Source organism: Streptomyces sp. AC558_RSS880, assembly GCF_019049255.1.
Classification (GTDB): domain Bacteria; phylum Actinomycetota; class Actinomycetes; order Streptomycetales; family Streptomycetaceae; genus Streptomyces.
Map to the genome: position 1 here is coordinate 421,948 of NZ_JAGMUJ010000084.1, position 18,890 is coordinate 440,837.

The 18,890-nt window shown below is 75.4% G+C and carries 18 protein-coding genes; 8 read left to right on the forward strand and 10 right to left on the reverse strand.

The window, feature by feature from the left end; all coding sequences use genetic code 11:
• Nucleotides 1–53 precede the first annotated feature (53 nt).
• Genes KUM38_RS26665 through KUM38_RS26680 form a run of 4 tightly spaced genes read left to right on the forward strand, consistent with a single transcriptional unit; the run spans nt 54 to nt 4,924 of the window.
• Nucleotides 54–1,385: a polyprenyl synthetase family protein gene (locus KUM38_RS26665; protein WP_374227082.1), complete on the forward strand. Its 1,332-nt coding sequence runs from the start codon at nt 54–56 to the stop codon at nt 1,383–1,385.
• Complete coding sequence (crtI, locus tag KUM38_RS26670; protein ID WP_217132620.1) at nt 1,382–2,920, forward strand: phytoene desaturase family protein; 1,539 nt, start codon at nt 1,382–1,384, stop codon at nt 2,918–2,920. Before KUM38_RS26665 ends, crtI begins: the two co-directional genes overlap by 4 nt.
• On the forward strand, nt 2,907–3,908 hold the full coding sequence (locus KUM38_RS26675) for a phytoene/squalene synthase family protein (protein WP_217132622.1): 1,002 nt from the start codon (nt 2,907–2,909) through the stop codon (nt 3,906–3,908). The genes crtI and KUM38_RS26675 overlap by 14 nt, the downstream gene beginning before the upstream one ends.
• A complete protein-coding gene (locus KUM38_RS26680; protein ID WP_217132624.1) occupies nt 3,905–4,924 on the forward strand; it encodes a DUF5914 domain-containing protein in 1,020 nt (339 codons plus the stop codon). Before KUM38_RS26675 ends, KUM38_RS26680 begins: the two co-directional genes overlap by 4 nt.
• 13 nt (nt 4,925–4,937) lie before the next feature.
• Here the strand turns inward: KUM38_RS26680 and KUM38_RS26685 are convergent, their stop codons facing one another.
• The 7 genes from KUM38_RS26685 to KUM38_RS26715 all read right to left on the reverse strand — a co-directional run bounded on the left by KUM38_RS26685 (nt 4,938) and on the right by KUM38_RS26715 (nt 10,756).
• Nucleotides 4,938–5,819 carry an SDR family oxidoreductase gene (locus KUM38_RS26685; RefSeq protein WP_217132626.1) on the reverse strand — a complete coding sequence of 294 codons (882 nt, stop codon included), beginning with the start codon at nt 5,817–5,819 and terminating at the stop codon, nt 4,938–4,940.
• On the reverse strand, nt 5,816–6,289 hold the full coding sequence (locus tag KUM38_RS26690) for a hypothetical protein (protein ID WP_217132628.1): 474 nt from the start codon (nt 6,287–6,289) through the stop codon (nt 5,816–5,818). Before KUM38_RS26690 ends, KUM38_RS26685 begins: the two co-directional genes overlap by 4 nt.
• 45 nt (nt 6,290–6,334) lie before the next feature.
• Nucleotides 6,335–7,981 (reverse strand): NAD(P)/FAD-dependent oxidoreductase, encoded by a 1,647-nt coding sequence (locus KUM38_RS26695; protein WP_217132630.1) that lies wholly within the window; start codon nt 7,979–7,981, stop codon nt 6,335–6,337.
• Nucleotides 7,974–8,480, reverse strand: a complete 507-nt coding sequence (locus KUM38_RS26700) for an SRPBCC family protein (protein ID WP_217132632.1) — start codon at nt 8,478–8,480, stop codon at nt 7,974–7,976. The genes KUM38_RS26695 and KUM38_RS26700 overlap by 8 nt, the downstream gene beginning before the upstream one ends.
• 225 nt (nt 8,481–8,705) lie before the next feature.
• The gene (locus KUM38_RS26705) at nt 8,706–9,581 is read right to left on the reverse strand and encodes an oxygenase MpaB family protein (protein ID WP_217132634.1); all 876 of its coding nucleotides are present in this window, start codon (nt 9,579–9,581) and stop codon (nt 8,706–8,708) included.
• A 78-nt stretch (nt 9,582–9,659) separates the two neighbouring features.
• The gene (locus tag KUM38_RS26710) at nt 9,660–9,926 is read right to left on the reverse strand and encodes a hypothetical protein (RefSeq protein ID WP_217132636.1); all 267 of its coding nucleotides are present in this window, start codon (nt 9,924–9,926) and stop codon (nt 9,660–9,662) included.
• Nucleotides 9,927–9,961: 35 nt separating this feature from the next.
• Nucleotides 9,962–10,756, reverse strand: a complete 795-nt coding sequence (locus KUM38_RS26715; RefSeq protein ID WP_308409052.1) for a restriction endonuclease — start codon at nt 10,754–10,756, stop codon at nt 9,962–9,964.
• Nucleotides 10,757–10,923: 167 nt separating this feature from the next.
• On the opposite strand from KUM38_RS26715, the gene KUM38_RS26720 reads away from it, so the two are divergent.
• Nucleotides 10,924–11,616: a GAF and ANTAR domain-containing protein gene (locus KUM38_RS26720; RefSeq protein ID WP_217132642.1), complete on the forward strand. Its 693-nt coding sequence runs from the start codon at nt 10,924–10,926 to the stop codon at nt 11,614–11,616.
• An 18-nt stretch (nt 11,617–11,634) separates the two neighbouring features.
• Here KUM38_RS26720 and KUM38_RS26725 read toward each other — a convergent pair whose 3' ends face one another.
• Nucleotides 11,635–12,222: a hypothetical protein gene (locus KUM38_RS26725; protein WP_217132644.1), complete on the reverse strand. Its 588-nt coding sequence runs from the start codon at nt 12,220–12,222 to the stop codon at nt 11,635–11,637.
• Nucleotides 12,223–12,375: 153 nt separating this feature from the next.
• On the opposite strand from KUM38_RS26725, the gene KUM38_RS26730 reads away from it, so the two are divergent.
• Nucleotides 12,376–14,970, forward strand: coding sequence for a SpoIIE family protein phosphatase (locus tag KUM38_RS26730; protein ID WP_217132648.1), 2,595 nt, complete (start codon nt 12,376–12,378; stop codon nt 14,968–14,970).
• Between the two features lie 37 nt (nt 14,971–15,007).
• Here the strand turns inward: KUM38_RS26730 and KUM38_RS43355 are convergent, their stop codons facing one another.
• Nucleotides 15,008–15,208, reverse strand: a complete 201-nt coding sequence (locus KUM38_RS43355; RefSeq protein WP_217132650.1) for a hypothetical protein — start codon at nt 15,206–15,208, stop codon at nt 15,008–15,010.
• A gap of 64 nt (nt 15,209–15,272) precedes the next feature.
• Here KUM38_RS43355 and KUM38_RS26740 point away from each other — a divergent pair, with 64 nt between their 5' ends.
• On the forward strand, nt 15,273–15,644 hold the full coding sequence (locus KUM38_RS26740; protein ID WP_217132838.1) for a DUF4232 domain-containing protein: 372 nt from the start codon (nt 15,273–15,275) through the stop codon (nt 15,642–15,644).
• Nucleotides 15,645–15,741: 97 nt separating this feature from the next.
• Nucleotides 15,742–16,710 carry a DMT family transporter gene (locus KUM38_RS26745; RefSeq protein ID WP_217132652.1) on the forward strand — a complete coding sequence of 323 codons (969 nt, stop codon included), beginning with the start codon at nt 15,742–15,744 and terminating at the stop codon, nt 16,708–16,710.
• 105 nt (nt 16,711–16,815) lie between these two features.
• Here the strand turns inward: KUM38_RS26745 and KUM38_RS26750 are convergent, their stop codons facing one another.
• On the reverse strand, nt 16,816–18,840 hold the full coding sequence (locus KUM38_RS26750; protein WP_217132823.1) for a DUF1996 domain-containing protein: 2,025 nt from the start codon (nt 18,838–18,840) through the stop codon (nt 16,816–16,818).
• Nucleotides 18,841–18,890: the final 50 nt, after the last annotated feature.

Here is an 18,890-nt window from a genome sequence, read left to right on the forward strand (position 1 = left end):
GCGGAAGGACATCGGGGACGGAACGATCGGCGTTCAGGACGAGAGGAACCGGGATGGGCCGCATGCAGACGGAGGGTCACGACACGGCGGGGCCTCGGCTCGTCGAGGGGCCGGCGTCGGCACGGGCCCGGCCCGACGGCGCGCGGCCCGGTGCCCGGTACGACGGCGCGCGGCCCGGTGCCCGGTACGACGCGACGCGCACGGCGCGCCCGCCGTGGGACGAGGACGCGTCCGCCGTGGACCGGGACGTGGCCGGCGCGGTCGGACGCGTGCTCGACCACGTGCTGGCCGACCGGGTGAACCGCGCACACGACCTGGACCCCCTGTTCGGCGACGACGTGGCCGGACGCGTCGCGCGCTTCACCCGGGCGGGCGGCAAGCGCACCCGCTCGCGTTTCCTGTGGTGGACGCTGCGCGCCTGTGGCGGGGAGGGCGCCGCCCCGGTCGCGGCGGCCCTGCGGATCGGCGCGGCACTCGAGCTGCTGCAGACCTGTGCGCTCGTCCACGACGACGTGATGGACGGCTCCGTACTGCGCCGTGCGCGGCCCACCGTCCACGTCGACGTCGCCGCCCAGTACGCGGACGCGGCACCGGCCGGGCGTGCCGAGCGCCTCGGCGGCGGGACCGCCGTCCTCACCGGCGACCTGGCGCTCGCCTGGGCGGACGATCTCCTGGCCGAGGTCCCGCTGGAAGGCGGCACCTCGCGGACGGTGCGCCGGCTCTGGAGCGACATGCGCACCGAGATGGTGGCCGGCCAGTACCTGGACCTGCACGGGCAGGCGACCGGGTCGCGGTCCCTGCCGCGCGCGCTGCGCACCGCTCGCCTCAAGAGCGCCCTGTACTCGGTCGAACGGCCGATCGCCCTCGGGGCCGCGCTCGCGGGCGCGGACGACGGCACCACGGCGGCCCTGTGCGCGGCCGGGCGCTGTGTGGGCACGGCGTTCCAGCTCCGCGACGACCTCAGCGACGTGTTCGGTGATCCCCGGTGCACCGGCAAACCGGCGGGCGGGGACGTCCGCGAGGGGAAACCGACCTGTCTGGTCGCGCTCGCCCACGGGCGTGCCGCGGCCGCCGGCGACCGCCGGGCCCTGGACGTGCTCGAGCGCTCGCTCGGCCACGGGGCGCTCACCGAGGAGGGGCTGGAGGAGGTGCGGGAGGTTCTGGCCGGTACCGGGGCGCGGACCGCGGTCGAGGCGATGATCGACCGTCTGGTGGCCCAGGGGCTGCGGCACGTCGACGGTGCCCTCCTCGATCCGCACGGCGGGGAGCGGCTGCGGCTGCTGCTGGCCTCCGCGGCGGGTGAGGGGCCCGTGCGGGACGCACACCCCCGCGGCACCCGGCCGGAACCCGCGCGGGCGGCCGGCGGCCGGGAGGCCGGCCGGTGACGCGCACCGTGACGGGCCGTACGGATCATGTCGTCGTCGTGGGGGCCGGGCTGGCCGGGCTGTCGGCGGCGCTGCACCTGCTGGGCGCGGACCGCCGCGTCACCGTCGTCGAGCGGGACGCGTCGCCCGGTGGACGCGCCGGACGCCTGGACCTCGACGGCTACCGGATCGACACCGGTCCCACCGTGCTGACCATGCCCGACCTGGCCGACGAGCCGTTCGCCGCCGTCGGCGACAGTCTGCGGAAACGCGTGGAGCTCGTGCCGCTGCACCCGGCGTACCGGGCCCGCTTCGCCGACGGGAGCAGCCTCGACGTGCACACCGGGGCCGACGCGATGGCCGCGGAGGTCGAGCGGTTCGCCGGTGCCCGTGAGGCCGCGGGCTATCTGCGGCTGCGCGACTGGCTGGAGCGGCTGTACCGGGCGCAGGCGCGCCGCTTCATCGACGCCAACTTCGACTCCCCGCTCGGCCTGCTGAACGCCGACCTCGTCCGGCTGGCGGCGCTGGGCGGTTTCGGACGGCTCGACGCGCGCATCGGGCGCTTCCTGCGGGACGAGCGGCTGCGCCGGGTCTTCTCCTTCCAGGCGCTGTACGCGGGCGTCCCGCCGGCCCGGGCGCTGGCCGCGTACGCGGTCATCGCCTACATGGACACCGTCGCCGGCGTGTACTTCCCGCGCGGCGGGATGCACGCGCTGCCCCGGGCCATGGCGGACGCCGCCGCCGACGCGGGCGCCGACCTGCGGTTCGGCCACGAGGTGACCCGGCTGGAACGCTCCGGCGAGCGGATCACCGCCGTCGTCACCGACCAGGGCCGCATTCCCTGCGACGCGGTCGTCCTCACCCCCGACCTGCCCGTCGCCTACGCGCTCCTCGGCCGCCGGCCACGGCGCCCCGTACGGCTGCGGCACTCCCCCTCCGCGGTCGTGCTGCACCTCGGCACCGACCGGACCTGGCCGCAGCTGGCGCACCACACCCTGTTCTTCGGCGCCGCCTGGCGCGGCACCTTCGACGAGCTCACCCGCACCGGCCGGCTGATGAGCGACCCGTCGCTGCTCGTCACCCGGCCCACCGCCACCGACCCGTCCCTCGCCCCGCCGGGACGCCATCTGCACTACGTCCTCGCCCCGTGCCCCAACACCGACGTCGGGCCGGGCCCCGCCGCCTGGACGGACCTGGCACCGGGCTACCGGGACGCGCTGCTGCGGGAGCTGGAGCGGCGCGGGCTGGCCGGGCTCGGGGCCGCCGTCGAGACGGAGTGCGTGGTCACGCCCGCCGACTGGCACGCGCGGGGGCACGCGGCCGGTACGCCGTTCGCCACGGCCCACACCTTCGCCCAGACGGGCCCGTTCCGGCCCCGCAACCTGGTCCGCGGCACCGGGAACGCCGTGCTGGCCGGCTGCGGCACCACCCCCGGTGTCGGCGTGCCGACCGTGCTGCTGTCCGGGAAGCTGGCCGCGGCACGGATCACCGGCGGCCCGCGCCGGCCGCGTCTTTCTCTCACGCCCCGCAGGAGGCCTCCGTATGACCGACCGTGAACTCGACGCGGCCGGCGTCACCGATCCGGCGCTGCGCGAGGCGTACCACCGCTGCCGGGCACTGAACGCCCGGCACGGCAGGACGTACTTCCTCGCCACCCGGCTGCTGCCCGTCGAACGGCGCCCCGCCGTGCACGCCCTGTACGGTTTCGCCCGCTGGGCCGACGACATCGTCGACGCGCTCGGCACCGGGGCGGACACCGCACGCCGGGACGCCGAACTCTCCGCGCTCCAGCGGGAACTGGACCAGGGCCTGCGGGACGGGAACAGCACCGAACCCGTGGTGCGGGCGGTCGCCGACACGGCGCGCCGGTACGGCATCGACCACGGGCACTTCGCCGACTTCATGACCGCCATGCGTTCCGACCTGGTGGTCACCGACTACGCCGACTACGCGGCCCTGCGCCGGTACATGCACGGCTCGGCGGCGGTCATCGGGCTGCAGATGCTGCCGGTGCTCGGCACGGTCGCCCCGCGCGAGGCGGCCGCGCCGCACGCCGCGGCCCTCGGGATCGCCTTCCAGCTGACCAACTTCCTGCGGGACGTGGGCGAGGACCTCGACCGGGGGCGGGTGTACCTGCCCGCGGACCTGCTCGCCGCGCACGGCGCCCACCGGGCGCTGCTGCGGTGGAGCCGGGACACCGGCCGCCGCGACCGGCGCGTCACTGCCGCGCTGAGGGAGTTCGAGGCGCTGACGCGGGGCGTGTACCGGGAGGCGGCACCGGGGCTCGCGATGCTCGAACCGGTGTCCCGGCCGTGCGTCCGGGCGGCGTTCGTACTGTACGGCGGGATCCTGGACGCGGTGGCGCGGGACGGCTGGTCGGTGCTGCACCGGCGGGCGGTGGTCCCCCGGCGGCGGCGTGCCGTGGTCGCCGCCGACGGGCTCGCCCGGGTGGCCGCCGCCCGGCTGCGCGCCCGCGGGAGCGCCCGGCACCCGGACGTCCGTCCGCTCGCCCCGTGCCCGCCGGTTCCCGGGGAGGTCGCGTGAGCACCGGATCCGGAAGCGGGCGCCGGCGTCTGCCGCTGTCCCTGCGCCGGCGCGCGGTGCCGTGGGAACGGCAGCCCCCCACCTGGCGCGAGGCCCGGCCCGCCGTCATCGCCGGGGCGCTGAAGCGGGCGCAGGCGCGTCCGTCCGGCAACTGGTACGTCGTCGGCGCCTCCCGCGACATGGGCGGTGACCGGCCGCTGGCGCGGACCGTGGCGGGGCAGGAGGTGGTGGTGTGGCGGGACGCGGCCGGCCGGCCGGTCGCCGGGCCCGGGATCTGCCCGCACCTGGGCGCTCCGCTGCGGGACAGTCCGGTGCGCTGCGGCACGCTGGTGTGCCACTGGCACGGACTCGCCCTGGACGGCGGGTCCTTCGCGGGCTGGGAGCCGTTCCCGGCGTACGACGACGGCGTCCTGCTGTGGGTCCGGCTGGACGCGGTGGGCGGCGAGGCGCCGCTGGACGGTCCGGTGGTGCCGCGGCGGCCGGCCCCGGCGCGCGCCCTGACGGCGGTGTACACCGGCGTGGGGGTCTGTGAGCCCGAGGACGTCGTGGCCAACCGTCTGGACCCCTGGCACGGGGCCTGGTTCCACCCCTACTCGTTCGTCGACCTCACCGTGGCCGGCACGCCGGACGGCCCGGACGGGGGCGGGGACGGGGACGGCTTCACCGTGGACGTGTCCTTCAAGGTGGCGGGACGGCTGGTGGTCCCGGTGCGGGCGGTGTTCACCGCTCCCGAGCCGCGCACGGTCGTCATGCGCATCACCGAGGGCGAGGGGGTGGGGTCCGTGGTGGAGACGCACGCCACTCCCCTGGGGCCCGACGACCGCGGACGGCCCCGGACGGCGGTCGTCGAGGCGGTGGTGGCGGCGTCCGACCGTCCGGGGTTCGTCCTGGCGCGCGGCGCGGCGCCGCTGCTGCGTCCGCTCGTACGGGCCGCCGCCGGACGGCTGTGGCGCGACGACCTGGCCTACGCGGAGCGCCGCTGGTCGTTGCGTTCCTCGGGGCGTTTCCCGGGCTGAGCGGACGGCCCGGTCAGGGACGCGTCCGGGCCGCGGTGCGGTCGGCCTCGCCGCCGGCGCCGAGGAGCCCGGTGTGCCGCAGGGGGTCCTCGGCCTCCAGCCGGGCCAGTTCCCGGCGGGCCACCCGCAGCACGACCGGGGGCAGTGCGGCACGCGCCGCCTGTGCCAGACGCAGCCAACGGGGCACGTAGACGGCCGTGCTGCGGTGTTCCACCGCGGCTCCGAGCCGGGCGGCGACCTGGTCCGCCGGGTACAGGCGCCGGGCCGGCGGCGGCATGTGGCCGCGCAGCTCCCGCAGGACGGGATAGCGGTCCGCGTCGCGGATCATGTCGGTGTCGGTCCAGTTCAGGTAGCCGATGCCGACGGCGACGCCGTGGTGCGCCACTTCGGCGCGCAGGGAGTGGGTGAAGGCCTCCACGCCCGCCTTGGAGGCGCAGTAGGCGCTCATCATCGGGGCGGCGCCGATCGAGGCCAGCGAGGCGACCTGGAGGTAGTAGCCCTTCGTCGCCAGCAGATCCGGCAGGAAGGCGCGGGCCGTGGCCGCGCTGCCCGTCAGGTTGACGTCGATCACGCGGCGCCACAGGGCCGGGTCCGAGGTGACGAACGGGCCGCCCTCCGCGACACCGGCGTTGGCCACGACGGCGGAGGGGGTGCCGAGGTGTGTCCTGACCCGTTCGGCGGCCCGCTCCAGCGCGGCCTCGTCGGTGATGTCGAGCTCGCACACCCATGCCCGCGTGGGCAGGCCGTCCGCCACCGCTTCCAGCCCGGCCCGCTCGTGCCCGAGCAGCGCGATCCGGGCGCCGCGCCGGGCGAGGTCGCGGGCCAGGGCGGCGCCGACCCCGCGCGCGGCGCCCGTGACCACGACGGTACGGCCGCGCAGCGGGCCGCCGCTCACCGGCCGTCCCCTTCGCCGGGCGGCGGGCCGGTGTCGGGGCGGGCCGTGTGGTCGGGGTGGCCGACGGTCCGGCGGGCCTCCTTCATCTCGGCCTCGTAGAGGTGGTCCCGGCCCTCGGCCAGTTCCTCGACGGCGGCCTGTTCGAGCTCCTTGAACGGACGGTAGTACGTGGCGTCGTAGGCCTCGACGATCTGGAACGTCCAGTGCCCGGGGATCACGTTGCGGCCCAGCACCTGGGTCCGCACCGCCTCCGCCCAGTCCGGGTGCCCGGCCTTGTGCAGCAGTTCGACCGTCCGGTCGAGTTCGAGGTCGGCGGTGCCGGTGAGCTGGTGGAAGCTGTAGAGGTGGCCGCGGGCCCGCTCGGTCGTCTCCAGTGCCTTCGACAGCGAGCCGAGCGCCTCCACCGTCTCGTCGCTCACGCCTTCGGGGCGCCGGTGGGCGCGGTCGGGGCCGTCGTCGTGTGGGGTCATCGTCCCGCCTCCGTCGGTCGTGGTCGTCGGGTTCGTGCGCGTCGGTCATCCACCGCCGCTGCCGCCCTTGTCGGGTTGCCGGCGGCCGGTGCGGTCGCGGCGGGCCAGCAGCCGCTGCGCCCCGGCCAGGCCCGGCGCGAGGGACCGGCGCAGCGCGGCGCGTGCGGCGTTGGCGCCCGGCGCGCCGTGCACGCCGCCGCCCGGGTGGGCGCCGGCGGACGCCAGGTACAGGCCCTTGACGGGGGTCTCGGGACGCCCGGTGCCGGGGGCCGGGCGGAAGAACAGCTGCTGGTGCATGGCCGCGGTGCCGCCGTTGATGGCACCGCCGTACAGGTTCCGGTCGAGGGCCTGGAGGGCGGGCGGGGCGAGGACGCGCCGGGCCCGGATCCTGGACCGGAAGCCGGGCGCGAAGCGTTCCACCTGGCGCTCCACGCGGTCGGCCATGAGTTCCCGCTCCTTGACGTCCCAGGTCCCGGTGAGCGAGTCCTCGCCCGCGTCGCCGGCGACGTCGTGGGGCACGTGGGTGTAGGCCCACGCGGACTCGGTGCCCCGCGGGGAGCGGGACGGGTCGGCGGTCGTCATCTGGCCGAACAGGCAGAAGGGGCGGTCCGGGACGGTGCCGGTGGCGAGCTGGGCGGCGAAGCGGGTGAGTTCGTCGAGGCCGTCCGCGAGATGGACGGTGCCGGCGCCCGCGGCCTGCTCGCAGCTCCAGGGAACCGGGCCGTCCAGCGCCCAGTCGACCTTGAAGGTGGCGAAGTCCCACTGGAAGCGCCGCAGGTCGGACAGCAGCTGGGCGGGAAGGTCCTCGGGGCCGAGGAGTTCGCGGTACAGGGCGGGCACCGCGACGTCCGCGAGGACGGCGCGGCCGGCCGCGAACGTCTCGCCGTCGGCCGTGCGCACCCCCGCCGCCCGGCCGTCGCGCACGAGGATCCGGTCGACGCGCCTGCCGCAGCGCAGCACCCCGCCGCGCGTCTCGAGACGGCGCGCCAGGGCCTCGGTGAGGGCTCCGGCGCCGCCGGCCGGCACGGGGAAGCCGTAGGTCTGTCCGAGCATCGACATCAGCCAGCCGAAGCCGCCGCTGCCCGCGGCCTCCGGTGCCAGGTCGGCGTGGAGGGCGTTCCCGGCCAGCAGCAGTCCTCCGCCCTCGCCCCGGAACTCCTCCTCCGCCATCCGGCGCACCGGCAGGACCAGGGTGCGCGCCATGCGCAGCCCGCCCGTGCCGCGCAGCCTGACGGCCAGCCGGAGCCCGGAGCGGACGGGCGGAAAAGGGGTGAACAGGGCGTCCAGGAGGTCCGGCCGGAGGGCCTCCCACATGTCGTGCAGACGGTGCCAGGCGGCCCCGTCGCCCGGCGCGAAGGCCTCCAGCGAGTCGGCGGTGACGTCGACGCGACGGTCGAGGACCGCGCACCGGCCGTCGCTCAGGGGGTGCGCGACCACGTGCGGGGCGTGGCTCCAGCGCAGCCCGTGACGCTCCAGGCGCAGTCCGGAGACGACCGGGGAGGCGGCGGCGAGCGGGTAGAAGGAGCTGCAGAGGTCGCTGACGAACTCGGGGTCGGCGCCCCGGTCGTGGCGCACGGCGCCCCCGGGTTCCGGCTGCTCCTCCAGCACCTCGACGCTCCAGCCGGCGTCGGCGAGCAGGTTGGCCGCGACCAGTCCGTTGGGACCGGCCCCGATCACCACGGCGTCAGGCACGGGCGCCTCCGTCGTCGGGGACCGGTGACACCACCTGGCCGAGGGGACGGCGCCGCTCGGCCTCGGCCGCGTCCGCCTCACAGATCTTCGCCAGCCTGGCGAGCATGGCGCGGTGGCGGATCTGGATCAGGGCCTCCACGGCCACGTTGTGCACCGTGCCGCCGACGCCCTTCAGCGGATGCTCGTCCACGATGACCAGGCAGTGGTCGCCCCAGGGCCGCAGCTCGATGGCGATGCGGGCCGTGCCGAGGGGGCCGGCCTTGGCCTCGAGCTCCAGCGCCTCGCCCGGCACACAGCGCCGGACGACGGTCTCGTTGCACAGGCGCAGGGGCCCGAACCGCACCTCGAAGCCGATCGCCGAGCCGAGCTGCGGCCAGTGGCCGCGCACCGGTTTCGACGAGGAGGTGCCCACCACCCAGTCCGCGTACCGGGTGCCGTCCTCCAGGACGGTCCAGACGGACTGCGGGCTCGCGCTGATCAGATGATGGCGAACCGCCACTTCGACCTCCCGTGTCCGCGAGTGACGTCAGTCAGCACTGAGTGCCCTCTCTGGGGCGCGTCAACCGGCGACGGACCTGGTGTTTGCGGGGACCCTGCATCGGTGTGGGACGGGGGTGGGTTCTCGCAGCCCGGCGTTTGCGGGGTGCCGGCGCACCCACCCGTGCCGCCCCAGCGGCACGACTGCCCGCGGTGAGCGCGGCCAGCACGGTGAGCGCGTTCGGGGTCAGGGCGTCGTGTCGCGGGTCGGGGCCAGGGCCCAGCGGATGACTGCGGTGACGGCGGTGCCGAGGGGGCGTACGCAGACGCTCTCGGCCGGGGGTATGCGGGGCAGCCACAGCGCGCGGGAGGCCCAGCCCGGCAGCAGGGACACGGCGTTGGCGGCGAGGACGCCGTACGGCAGCCGGGCGAGCAGCGGGACGGGCGGGTTGAGCAGCAGGAAGCGGGCGGTGGAGCGCGCCTCGGGGGTGGAGCGCAGCTCGCCGCGGTAGGCGGCCAGCCGCTCGGCGAGTCCGGCGCGGTCGACCGGCGGGTCGGGCACGCCGAGCGCGGTGGCGACGCGCGCCATGTCGGCGACGTACGCGTCACAGCCCTCGTCGTCCAGGGGGCGGGCGCCGTAGCGCTGGTGGGCGCGCAGGAACATGTCGACCTCGGCGATGTGCACCCAGCACAGCAGACGGGGGTCCGACGCCCGGTACTCCTCGCCGTCGGCGGTGGTGCCGCGCACCGTCTCGTGGACGGCCCGCACCCGGTCGACGGCCCGCTGGGCGCTGTCGGCGGTGCCGTACGTGGTGGCGGCGAGGAAGGTACTGGTCCGCTGCAGGCGCCCCCAGGGGTCACCGCGGAACCCGGAGTGCCCGGCGACGGCGGCCATGGCCAGCGGGTGGAGCGACTGCAGCAGCAGGGCCGAGAGTCCGCCGATGAACATCGACGCGTCCCCGTGCACCCTCCTGACCGGCCGGTCGGGACCGTACCAGCGCGGGCCGGGCGTGCCGTGGATGCGTGCGCGGTTGTCCGGGCCGTCCGGTCCTGCGACCCGGGAGAAGATCGCCTGACCGATCCGGTCGCGCAGCACCGCGCCGCCTTCCGCCAGCACTCCCATGGCTCGCCCCACTTCCTCGCGCACCCCGACGCCCCGTCGGCGTCCACGGCCGCACCTGCCCGGTACCCGGCCGGGCGGCTAGGGAACGTCGCCCCGCCAGTCGTACACCCGGGCGCCGTCGCCGCGGGGCGCGTACACCGCGCGGCCGCCCGCACCGTAGCGGCCCATCTCGGTGGGCAGGCCGACGCCGTGCCTCAGTTCCGTCTCGCTGCGGCCGGTGACGTCCAGCAGCAGACCGTCCAGCGGGCCCCCGGCCAGCTCCACGTACGACCGCCCGGCGCGCGGGCCCGGATCGTCGTGGTCCGCCCCGTAGACCCTGCCGCGCATGAACTCCAGTTCGTCCATACCGGCAGGGTGGCATCCGGCACTGACAACCGGGCCTACGCCCCGTCCGCGCCCGCCGCCCAGGGTGCCGGCGCCCGTCCCTCGCTCCAGGCGAGCAGGGCGTCGCGGTTCACGCACACGATGCCGCACTGCTCGGCGTACTCGACGGCCGGCGCGGTGAAGTCGCTGGTGGTGACGACGAGGGCGACGTCCGCCCCGTGGACGGTGAAGCAGGTGCCGCCGAAGCGCTGGAGGTCCTGCGAGCCCACCTTGTTGTCGTCGCCGTAGCGCTTGCACTGGACGACGAGGCGGCGGCCGTCGGGGGTCAGGGCCGTCACGTCGGCGCCCAGGTCCCCCGCTCCCCCGACGACCTCGACCCGCGCGCAGCCGTCCCGCACGCACAGGCCGGCTATCGCCGCCTCGAACTCCTCGGGGCTCAGGGCGTCGTGGTCGATGACCGGGGCGGCGGGCGCGACGGCCGTGGGGAGGACGTCGTCGTACGCCCCGGCCGGTGCGGGGACCGCGGGCGGGAGCGGGGACGGGACGGGGTCGTCCAGGGCGTCGAGCGCCGTCGACGTGGCCTGTTCCAGGGCCTCACCCGCCCGGCGGGCGATCCTCGCCGCGGACGGCCGCCGCCGTCTGCGTCCGTGGGCCAGCAGGGCCGCGACGGCCACGCACAGCAGGACGACGGCCCACACCGGGCGCCGCTGCACGACCGGGGCCAGCGCGCGCACCGCGAAGCCGGCGACGATCAGGGCCGTGGCGAGCAGGCCGAAGAACATGGCCGTCGCCCGCAGGTCGAAGCGCCGCCCGTGGTGCCTCGGACGTACACGGCGCTGGGGCATGGTCACCCTGGTGGTTCCTCTCTCGCGGCCGGCAGGACGTGCGCCGGGGGTCCACGGGACTCCTGAAGATCACGTACGCCGTCTGCCCCGGATCGGGCCGTTCACCGGCGTGCCGCACATCGGCGCGGGGTAGAGGCGGTGTGTGCTGACTGCGGCGACCAGGGAGGCGGACGATGGACTGGCGGTACTTCGCGCAGCAGATGGCCTCCATGGCGCGTGATCTCCTGGCCGAGCACACCCTCGACTCGACCCTGGAGCAGATCACGCGCAAGGCGGTGGAGCTCGTCGACGGCTGCGACGCCTCCGGGATCCTCGTCCTGCGGGGGGACCGGGTGAGTTCGCTGGCGCCGACCGCGCAGCTCGTGACCGACAGCGACCACCTCCAGGAGCGCCTGCGCGAAGGGCCCTGCTTCGACGCGGCCCGGCCCGACCGGGCCGAACGCGTCTTCCGCATCCCCGACTTCACCGCGGACCCCGAACGCTGGACGTCCTTCGTTCCGCGCTGCCGGGAGCTCGGGGTGGGCAGCATGATGGGCTTCCTGCTGTACACCCGGGAGGAGGAGCTGGGAGCCCTCAACATGTACTCCCACAAGCCGGGCATGTTCACCGAGGACAGCGAGACGGCCGGCTGGCTGCTGGCCTCCCACGCGGCGGTCGCCTTCTCCACCGCCAGGACCGACGCCCAGCTGCAGGACGCCATCGCCACGCGGCATCTGATCGGCGAGGCGATGGGCATCCTGATGGGCCGCCACCAGATGACGGAGGACCAGGCCTTCGATCTCCTGCGCACCCGGTCCCAGCGCACCAACACCAAACTGCGCGAGGTGGCGCGCCAGGTCTGCGAGACGGGCGCCCCGGGCCGGTGACCGTCCGGCGGCGGGCGCTCAGCGGCTGCCGGTCCAGCCGTGGGCGACGTCGATCACGAGGCGGCCGTCGAGCTGCAGCACCCGGAACGGCAGCCGCGCCCGCACACCGAGCCCGATCTGGGTCTCGCCCTCGAAGCTGCCGGCGAACCGCGCGTCCCTGAACGTGCGGTACCCGGTGAGGTCCACGCCCGGCAGGGGGCGTCCGGCGCGCGCGGGATAGGTGGGCTCGCCGCTCTCGGGGGCGTACGAGGGCGCGGCCACCCGCACCTCGAGGACGGCGCCGCCGGAGACGGGGATGTGCCGGCCCGATCCGTCCTGGTGGAGACGGTCGACGTACCGGACGGAGTGGCCGAGGCCGCCGCGCGCGGCACCGGGCAGATCGACGACCATGCGGTCGTAGCAGGCGTGCCGGCCGGTCCTGATGTCCCGTACCGGCGTGGTCGTGCTGTCGGAGGCGGCCTTGGGCAGGCTGCCCCAGCCGGTCGGGCACGCCGTGGCCCGGGTCGCCGTCGCCGTCGCCGGGGTGGCGGCGGCCGGTACCGCCGCCGTGGTCAGCGTGGCGCCCACGAGCACGAGGGTCGCGCAGATTGTTCGCTTTCGAAGCATTTTCGGCCCCCTGGGCTCGCATCCTTCTGGTATCGGGTGAGACGACCGAGATGACCGGAAGGTTGCGGCTCCGCCGCGCCGGACCGTCCGGCATGGCACATCCTGGTGAGGAGCGAACGGATGACCCGTGCGTCCGCACCGGGAGGACGCGACATGGATGATGCAGCCGCCGTACCGCGCGGGGAGCGGCCGGCGGACGTGCCCGGCCGCGGCGCCGGGGAGAGCGCGGGAGCGGACGAGCTCCGGACGGCGCATCCGGCGGGCCGGATCGAGGACGCGCTCGCGGAGCCCGTGGTGGCGGCGGTCCAGGACATCGGCGGGTACGGCGGACTGGTGTACCTGCGCTCGCGGGACCGGCGCTCGCTGGTGCTGTGCGTGGTGGCCGGCGTCCCGCGGTCGCTGCTGATGACCTGGTGGCGGGTGCCCGTGGGCGGCGCGCTGCCCATGTCCGAGGCGTACCGCAGGGGCGAGAGCATGTGGCTGCCGGACGAGCGGGCCATGATGCTGCGTTTCCCGCAGTTCACCGCCGCGCTGCCGTACTCGTTCGGCTCCGCCTTCCACCCGGTGCACGTCGACGGCGAACCCGTGGGTGTCCTGTCCGTCCTGCGGTCGGCCGCCCGGGAGCCGGTGGACGAGCAGACGGTGCGGGCGGCGCTGCACGACGCGGGGCGGGACATGGAGGAGCGCCTCACCGCGTTCGCCCGCCGGATGCCCGGCAGGGAGGGCGCGGACGCCGTGGCGTACGGCATCGACTACGACGACCAGCCGGTCAGCGTGCGGCTGCCCACGCCGCCCGCCCGGGCCGTGTCGGTCGGCATGGTCGAGTGGGACCTGGACAGCGACCGGTGGTCGGGGGACGACGACGCGCTGTCCCTCCTGGGTGTCGGCCGGGAGGAGTTCGGCGGCACCATGGCGGAGGTCGAGGGCCGGGTGTCCCCCGAGGACCTGTACGAACTGCGGGCGGCCCGGCGGGAGGCGGCGGACACCGGGCAGATCAGGGGCCGGCACTTCAGGGTGCTGGACGAGGCCGGGGAGGACGGGCGGATCCGCTACCGGCCGGTCGAACTGTGGGGGCACGTCGTGCGGGCGGAGGGGGCCGCCCGGCTCCTGGTGGGCGCCCTCGTCGACGCGGCCGGCGGGGTCACCGCGGCGGAGGCCTCCGAGCGGCTGCCCGACGGCGTGTTCTCCCTGGACCAGGACGGCCGGATCGTCTACGCCAACCTCCGCTGCCAGGAGCTGCTGGGCTGCGACCTGGAGCACATGCTCGGCCACTACCCGTGGGACGTGCTCACCTGGCTGCGCGATCCGGCCTACGAGGACCGCTACCGGGCGGCCATGCTGTCGCAGGAGCAGGTGTCGTACCTGGTGCAGGACCCGGACGGCGTCTGGCTGGGGTTCGTGCTCTATCCCGGGGTGCACGGGCTGACCGGCCGCGTGTTCCGCACCAGCGCCCCCGCCGGGGCCGAGCCGGGCCGTTCCCTGGCGCCGACCGGCGGGGACGGCGCGGCGGCCCCCTCGGAGCTGGTCGCGACGGCCCGCGCGGGAGCCCTCTACCACGTCGTGCAGATGGCCAGCGTGCTGACCGAGGCCGTCACCGTCAGGGACGTCTGCCTGGCCGTCGCCGAACAGCTGCTGCCCGCGTTCGGCGCGCAGGAGATCGCCCTGTACACGATCCGCGACAACGGGATGCACCTGCTGTGGGAGTCCGGTTATCCGGAGCACTTCCTCGACAGTTTCGAAGGGGTGCCGCTCAACGCGAACCTGCCCGGTGTGCACGCCCTGACCACCCGGCTCCCGCTCTTCTTCGAGTCACCGGAAGCACTGGTCAACGCCTACCCCCAGCTCCTCCTGGACCCGATGAACGCCTGGGCGTTCCTGCCGCTGATCGCCTCCGGCCATCCGGTCGGCTCCTGCATCCTCGGCTGGACCGCACCGCACCGGTTCACTCCCGAGGAGCGCACCGCGCTGACCGCGCTGGGCGGTCTGACCGCGCAGGCGCTAGAGCGAGCCCGGCTCTACGACGCGGAGTCCGCCGTCGCACGGGGGCTGCAGGAGGGGCTGCTGCCGCACCGGCTGCCCGCCATCGACCGGATGCTCACCACCGGCCGCTATCTGCCCGGCACCCAGGGCATGGCCATCGGGGGCGACTGGTACGACGTGATCAGGACCGGGCGGGGGGTGGCACTGGTCATCGGCGACGTCGAGGGGCACAGCGTCGGGGCCGCCGCCGTCATGGGACAGCTGCGCAGCGCGGTGCACGCCTTCGCCGCCAGCGGCCGGCCGCCGCAGGAGGTCATCACCCACACCAACCGGCTGCTGGTGGAGTTGGAGACGGACGTCTTCGCCACCTGCTGCTACATCGAGCTCGACCCGGCCACCGGCCGTGCCCTGGCCGTCCGGGCGGGTCATCCCCCGCCCCTGCTGCGCCACCCCGACGGGCACACGGAGAGCCTGGACCTGCCCGGTGGCGTGCTGCTCGGGGTGCTGCCGGAGGCCGTCTACCCGGTCACGGCACTCACCCTGGCCCCCGGCAGCGTTCTCGCGCTGTACACGGACGGGCTCGTCGAGACGCCCGGCGGTGACATCGAGACGGGCATCGGGATGATCCGCCGCTGCCTGGCGCGCAGCCGCACCGACTCGGTCGAGGAGCTCGCCGACCGGCTGATCAGAACGGCCCGCCGGACCGAGGACCGCCCGGACGACGTGGCGCTGCTGCTGACGGCCTACGACTGGCGGCCCGGCCGCTGACCGGCGCCCGGCCGCCGGCCGTTCGCCGCCGGCGGCCTCACAGGCAGTAGCGCACCAGCCACTCGTCCGGGTCGTAGGCGTCGCGGGCCGGGTCCGGCGCGACGGCCGGGCGTTCCTCGACCATGTCCTCCACCCGGACCGGCTCCGGGAGGCGTCCGAAGCGGGCGTGCCGCGCGGTCGCCGCCGCGTCCGTGCCCGTGTCCGTGCCCTCGTGTGTGCGAACCGTCCCCTTGTCCACGGCGACTCCCCTCTCGCGGCCGGCCGGCGCTCCCCCTCGGACAGCACCGCGTCCTTGGCGCCAAGTGTCACACACCGGTGACCGGAAGCTGGAGAACTGCGGCACCCGGCCCTACTCGCTGCACGGCTGTCCCGACGTCCGGCTCTTCGACGAGGACCACGAACCGGTGGACGGTGTCCGGGTCCTGCGCGACGGCGCTTCCGTCGTCGGCGGCACGGGGGCGGACGGCCCGGCCCTGCCGCTCGTGCTGAAGCCGGGTGAGGGTGCCTGGGTCGGCCTGGTGTGGCGCAACACGGTCGAGGCGGGTGCGGCGGTCGACGTCCCTTACGTACGGGTGCGGGCGAAGTCCGGCGCGGACCCGGTGACGCTCGTCCCCGAACTCGACCTCGGGACGGCGGGGAAGCTGGGCGTCGGCCCCTGGAAGAAGAAGGAGTAGCTTCCCCGGAGGAGCGGCTTCCCGGCCGGATTGGTCCCCGACAACGGGGTGGAAGTGGACCCCTTGGCGGGCCGCCGTTCTTTCTAGCGTCGGTGTCATGAACGCCGTCACCACGCGCGGGGCCCTGCTCGCCGCGCTCGCCTGTGTCCTCGTCGGAGGCTCCTTCACCGCCAACAGCGTCCTCGGCGACTACCCGTACGCGGGCGGTCAGTTCCTGCGGTACGCGCTGGCCTGTCTGCTGCTGGTCCCCCTGGCCGGCCGGGGCGCGGCCGCCAGGCTGCGGTCGCTCCCGCCGCGCCTGTGGGCCCGGCTGGCGCTGCTCGCCGCGGTCGGCATGGTCGGGTTCAACCTGGCCGTCCTGGCCGCGGAGCGGACCGCGGAACCGGCGGTGCCCGGCGTCTTCGTGGGCTGCACGCCCGTCGTGGTCGCCGTCCTCGTCCCCCTGCTGGACGGCCGGCGGCCGCAACGGGCGGTGCTGTACGGGGCGTCGGCGGTGGCCGTCGGCGCCTTCACCGTGCAGGGCTGGGGGCGTACGGACGGGGTGGGCATCGCCTTCTCGCTGTGCGCGCTCGTCGGGGAGGTCGGGTTCGCCGTACTGGCCGTGCCCGTGCTGCGGCCCCTGGGCCCCCGTCTGCTGTCCGCCACGGTGTGCGGAGTCGCCGCGGTCGAGTCGGCGGCGGCCGGGCTGCTGCTCGACGGGTCCGCGTGGCTGCGCCGCCCGGACGGGGTCGAGGCGACGGCGCTGCTGTGGCAGGCGGTGGTGGTCACCGTGATCGGCTTCGTGTGCTGGTACATGGGCATGCAGCGGATCGGCGCCGAACGGGCCACCCTGTTCTCCGGCCTGATCCCGGTGGCGGCCGCGTGCACCGCGCCGCTCGTCGGCACCGGCTCCTACGGTGCGGCCCAGGCGGTGGGCAGCGCCCTGGTCGGCGCCGGGGTCGCCCTGGGGTCCGGCGCGCTGAGTGTGCCGGCGGGCCTGCGCCGGTTCCGTGCCGCCCTGCCCGAACGAGGCTGCTCCTCCACGGCCGCCGAACCGGACGCCCTGGTCGACGCCCCGAACCGGTGAGCCCGCGACCTCCCGCTCCTGCTCCGCATCGGTGCGGAGGGAGAGGGAAACGCGGGGCGGCAGGACCCGGGCCGGGTCCTGCCGCCGTTCACGTGCCGCGTCGGGTCAGGCCCCGCGCCTCACGCTCCGCAGGACGAGGAATCCGAAGATCACCAGCACTCCGCCCAGCGCGGCGGGCCAGAGCTGGGCCCCGGTCTCGGCGAGGCTGCCGGTCTCGGCCTGTGCCTCGGTCCCGTCCTCGGACCCGAGTTCCGGGAGACTGCCGGGCACCTCGGCGGCCTGGGCCGCCTGGCCGCCCTCGTCCTTGCCGCCCTTGTCGCCGTCCCGGTTCCCGGCGCCGGCGTCCTCGGCCGGGGTGGAAGCCTTCACATCGGGCTGCTCGGGCCGGGCGGTGCCGTCGCCCTGCGCGGGCTCCTCGCCCTCCGCGGGCTCCTCGGCGGCCGGGGGTTCCTCGGCCGCCGGGGGATCCGACGGCTGCTCCTGCCCGCCGTCGCCCTGGTTGCCGTCGTCGCCGGGCTTGTCGCCACCGTCACCCTGGTTGCCGTCGCCGTCGCCGCCCTGGCCCGGGTCGTCGGGCGTGGCCGTGGGCTCCTCCGGCTGCTGGGGCTCCTCACCCGGCTCGCCGCCGCCGTTGCCGCTGTCGTTCCCGCCGTCGTTGCCATCGTCGCCGCCGTCGCCGTCGCCGTCGCCGCCGCCGGCACCGCAGGTGCGGCCCTCGTTGATGCAGTCGACCATCTCGTTCATCAGGTCCTCGTCGAAGACGTTGATGAAGTCGCCGTGGTCCGTGATCGGCTTGTGCAGCTGCTCCGGGAAGGAGTCCACCGCGAACAGCGGAGTCGTCTTGCCGCCGTCGTCGAGGCTCGGCGCGTCGACGTCGTAGACGATGCGCTGCACCAGCTGCGGCACCGGCTTGAAGCCGGACGGGCAGGCGCCCTCGGCGTCCGCGAACGCCATGTGCGTACGGTGGTTGGCGCTGTCGATGTTGCGGCCGTCCCAGCAGCTCTGGAAGTCGAACGTGCGCACCACGTCACTGCCCTGCGGGCACAGCGGGTACTTGTCCGTCAGCTGCCGGTCCTCGAAACCGGTGCAGCTCCAGGAGGCGTTGGCGTTGGCGGGGCCGTTGACGAACGACTTGGCGTCGCCGGTGATGATGCGCAGCAGCCGGGGCATGGCGGTGACCTCGCCCTGCGGGTTGCCCTCGAAGGTCAGCGTGACCTCCTTGGGCGTGACGATCTCACCGACGTTGCCCTCGATGCCGCCGCCCGGGGACTCGGCGTCCTGCTCCTGGGTCCCGTTCTGCAGCCGCAGCACGGGCCAGTAGTACGACGACTTGTCGCCCTGGTCCGCGCAGCTGGTGTCCGCCTGTGCCAGGTCCTCGTCGCTGGAGAAGGCGTTGGTGGCCTGGTTGCCGATGTAGTCGTGGAAGTGGTGGGCGCCGTTGCCGACACCCGGGGCGGCGATCACGTTGTCCGAGTTGAACAGGCCGTTCTCGTTGACGCCGCACTCGCTGGTGAAGGTGCCGCGGGAGGCGTTGCCCGTCTGCTGCGGCTCGGTGACGTTGGGCTGGACGCTCTCGATGTCGACGTAGTCGCCGGCGACGGGCCCGTTGCCGGCCTGACCGCCGTTTCCGCCCTGGCCCTGACCTTGCTGGTCCTGGCCGTCGCCTCCGTCACCCGCCTGCTCGCCCTCGTTGCCGGCGTCCTCGTCGCCGGCGCCCTCGTCGCCGGCGCCCTCCTGCCCGGCGTCCGGCTGTGCGGCGTTGCCGGACTCGCGTACGGCACAGGCGGCGAGCTCCTCGAGGCCGGCGGGCCGGTCGCCGACCCGGCCGATGGCGGTCGCGATGCGCGCGAGGGTCGCGGAACGCTTCTCCTCGAGCGGCCCGGCGATCGCGTTGTCCGCGAAGCCCGGGTCCTGCCGGAGAGCCTCGGCCGACTCCCCGAGCCTCTTGTAGGCATCGGCGATCTGCGCGTCGAGCGCGGCGAGTTCCTTGTCGACCTCCGCCCGCGCCTCCTGCGGCACCGACGTCAGCTCGGTGGCCACGTCCGGACAGTCGATCGTGGCGCCCGAGAGGACCTGGCCGCCGCCCGGCGCGCCCTCCTCCGTCGCGGAAGCGTAGACGTTGGCCGCCATCATCCCGCCTCCGCCCAGGATCAGGGCGAAGGCGGCGAGCGTCGCGCGCT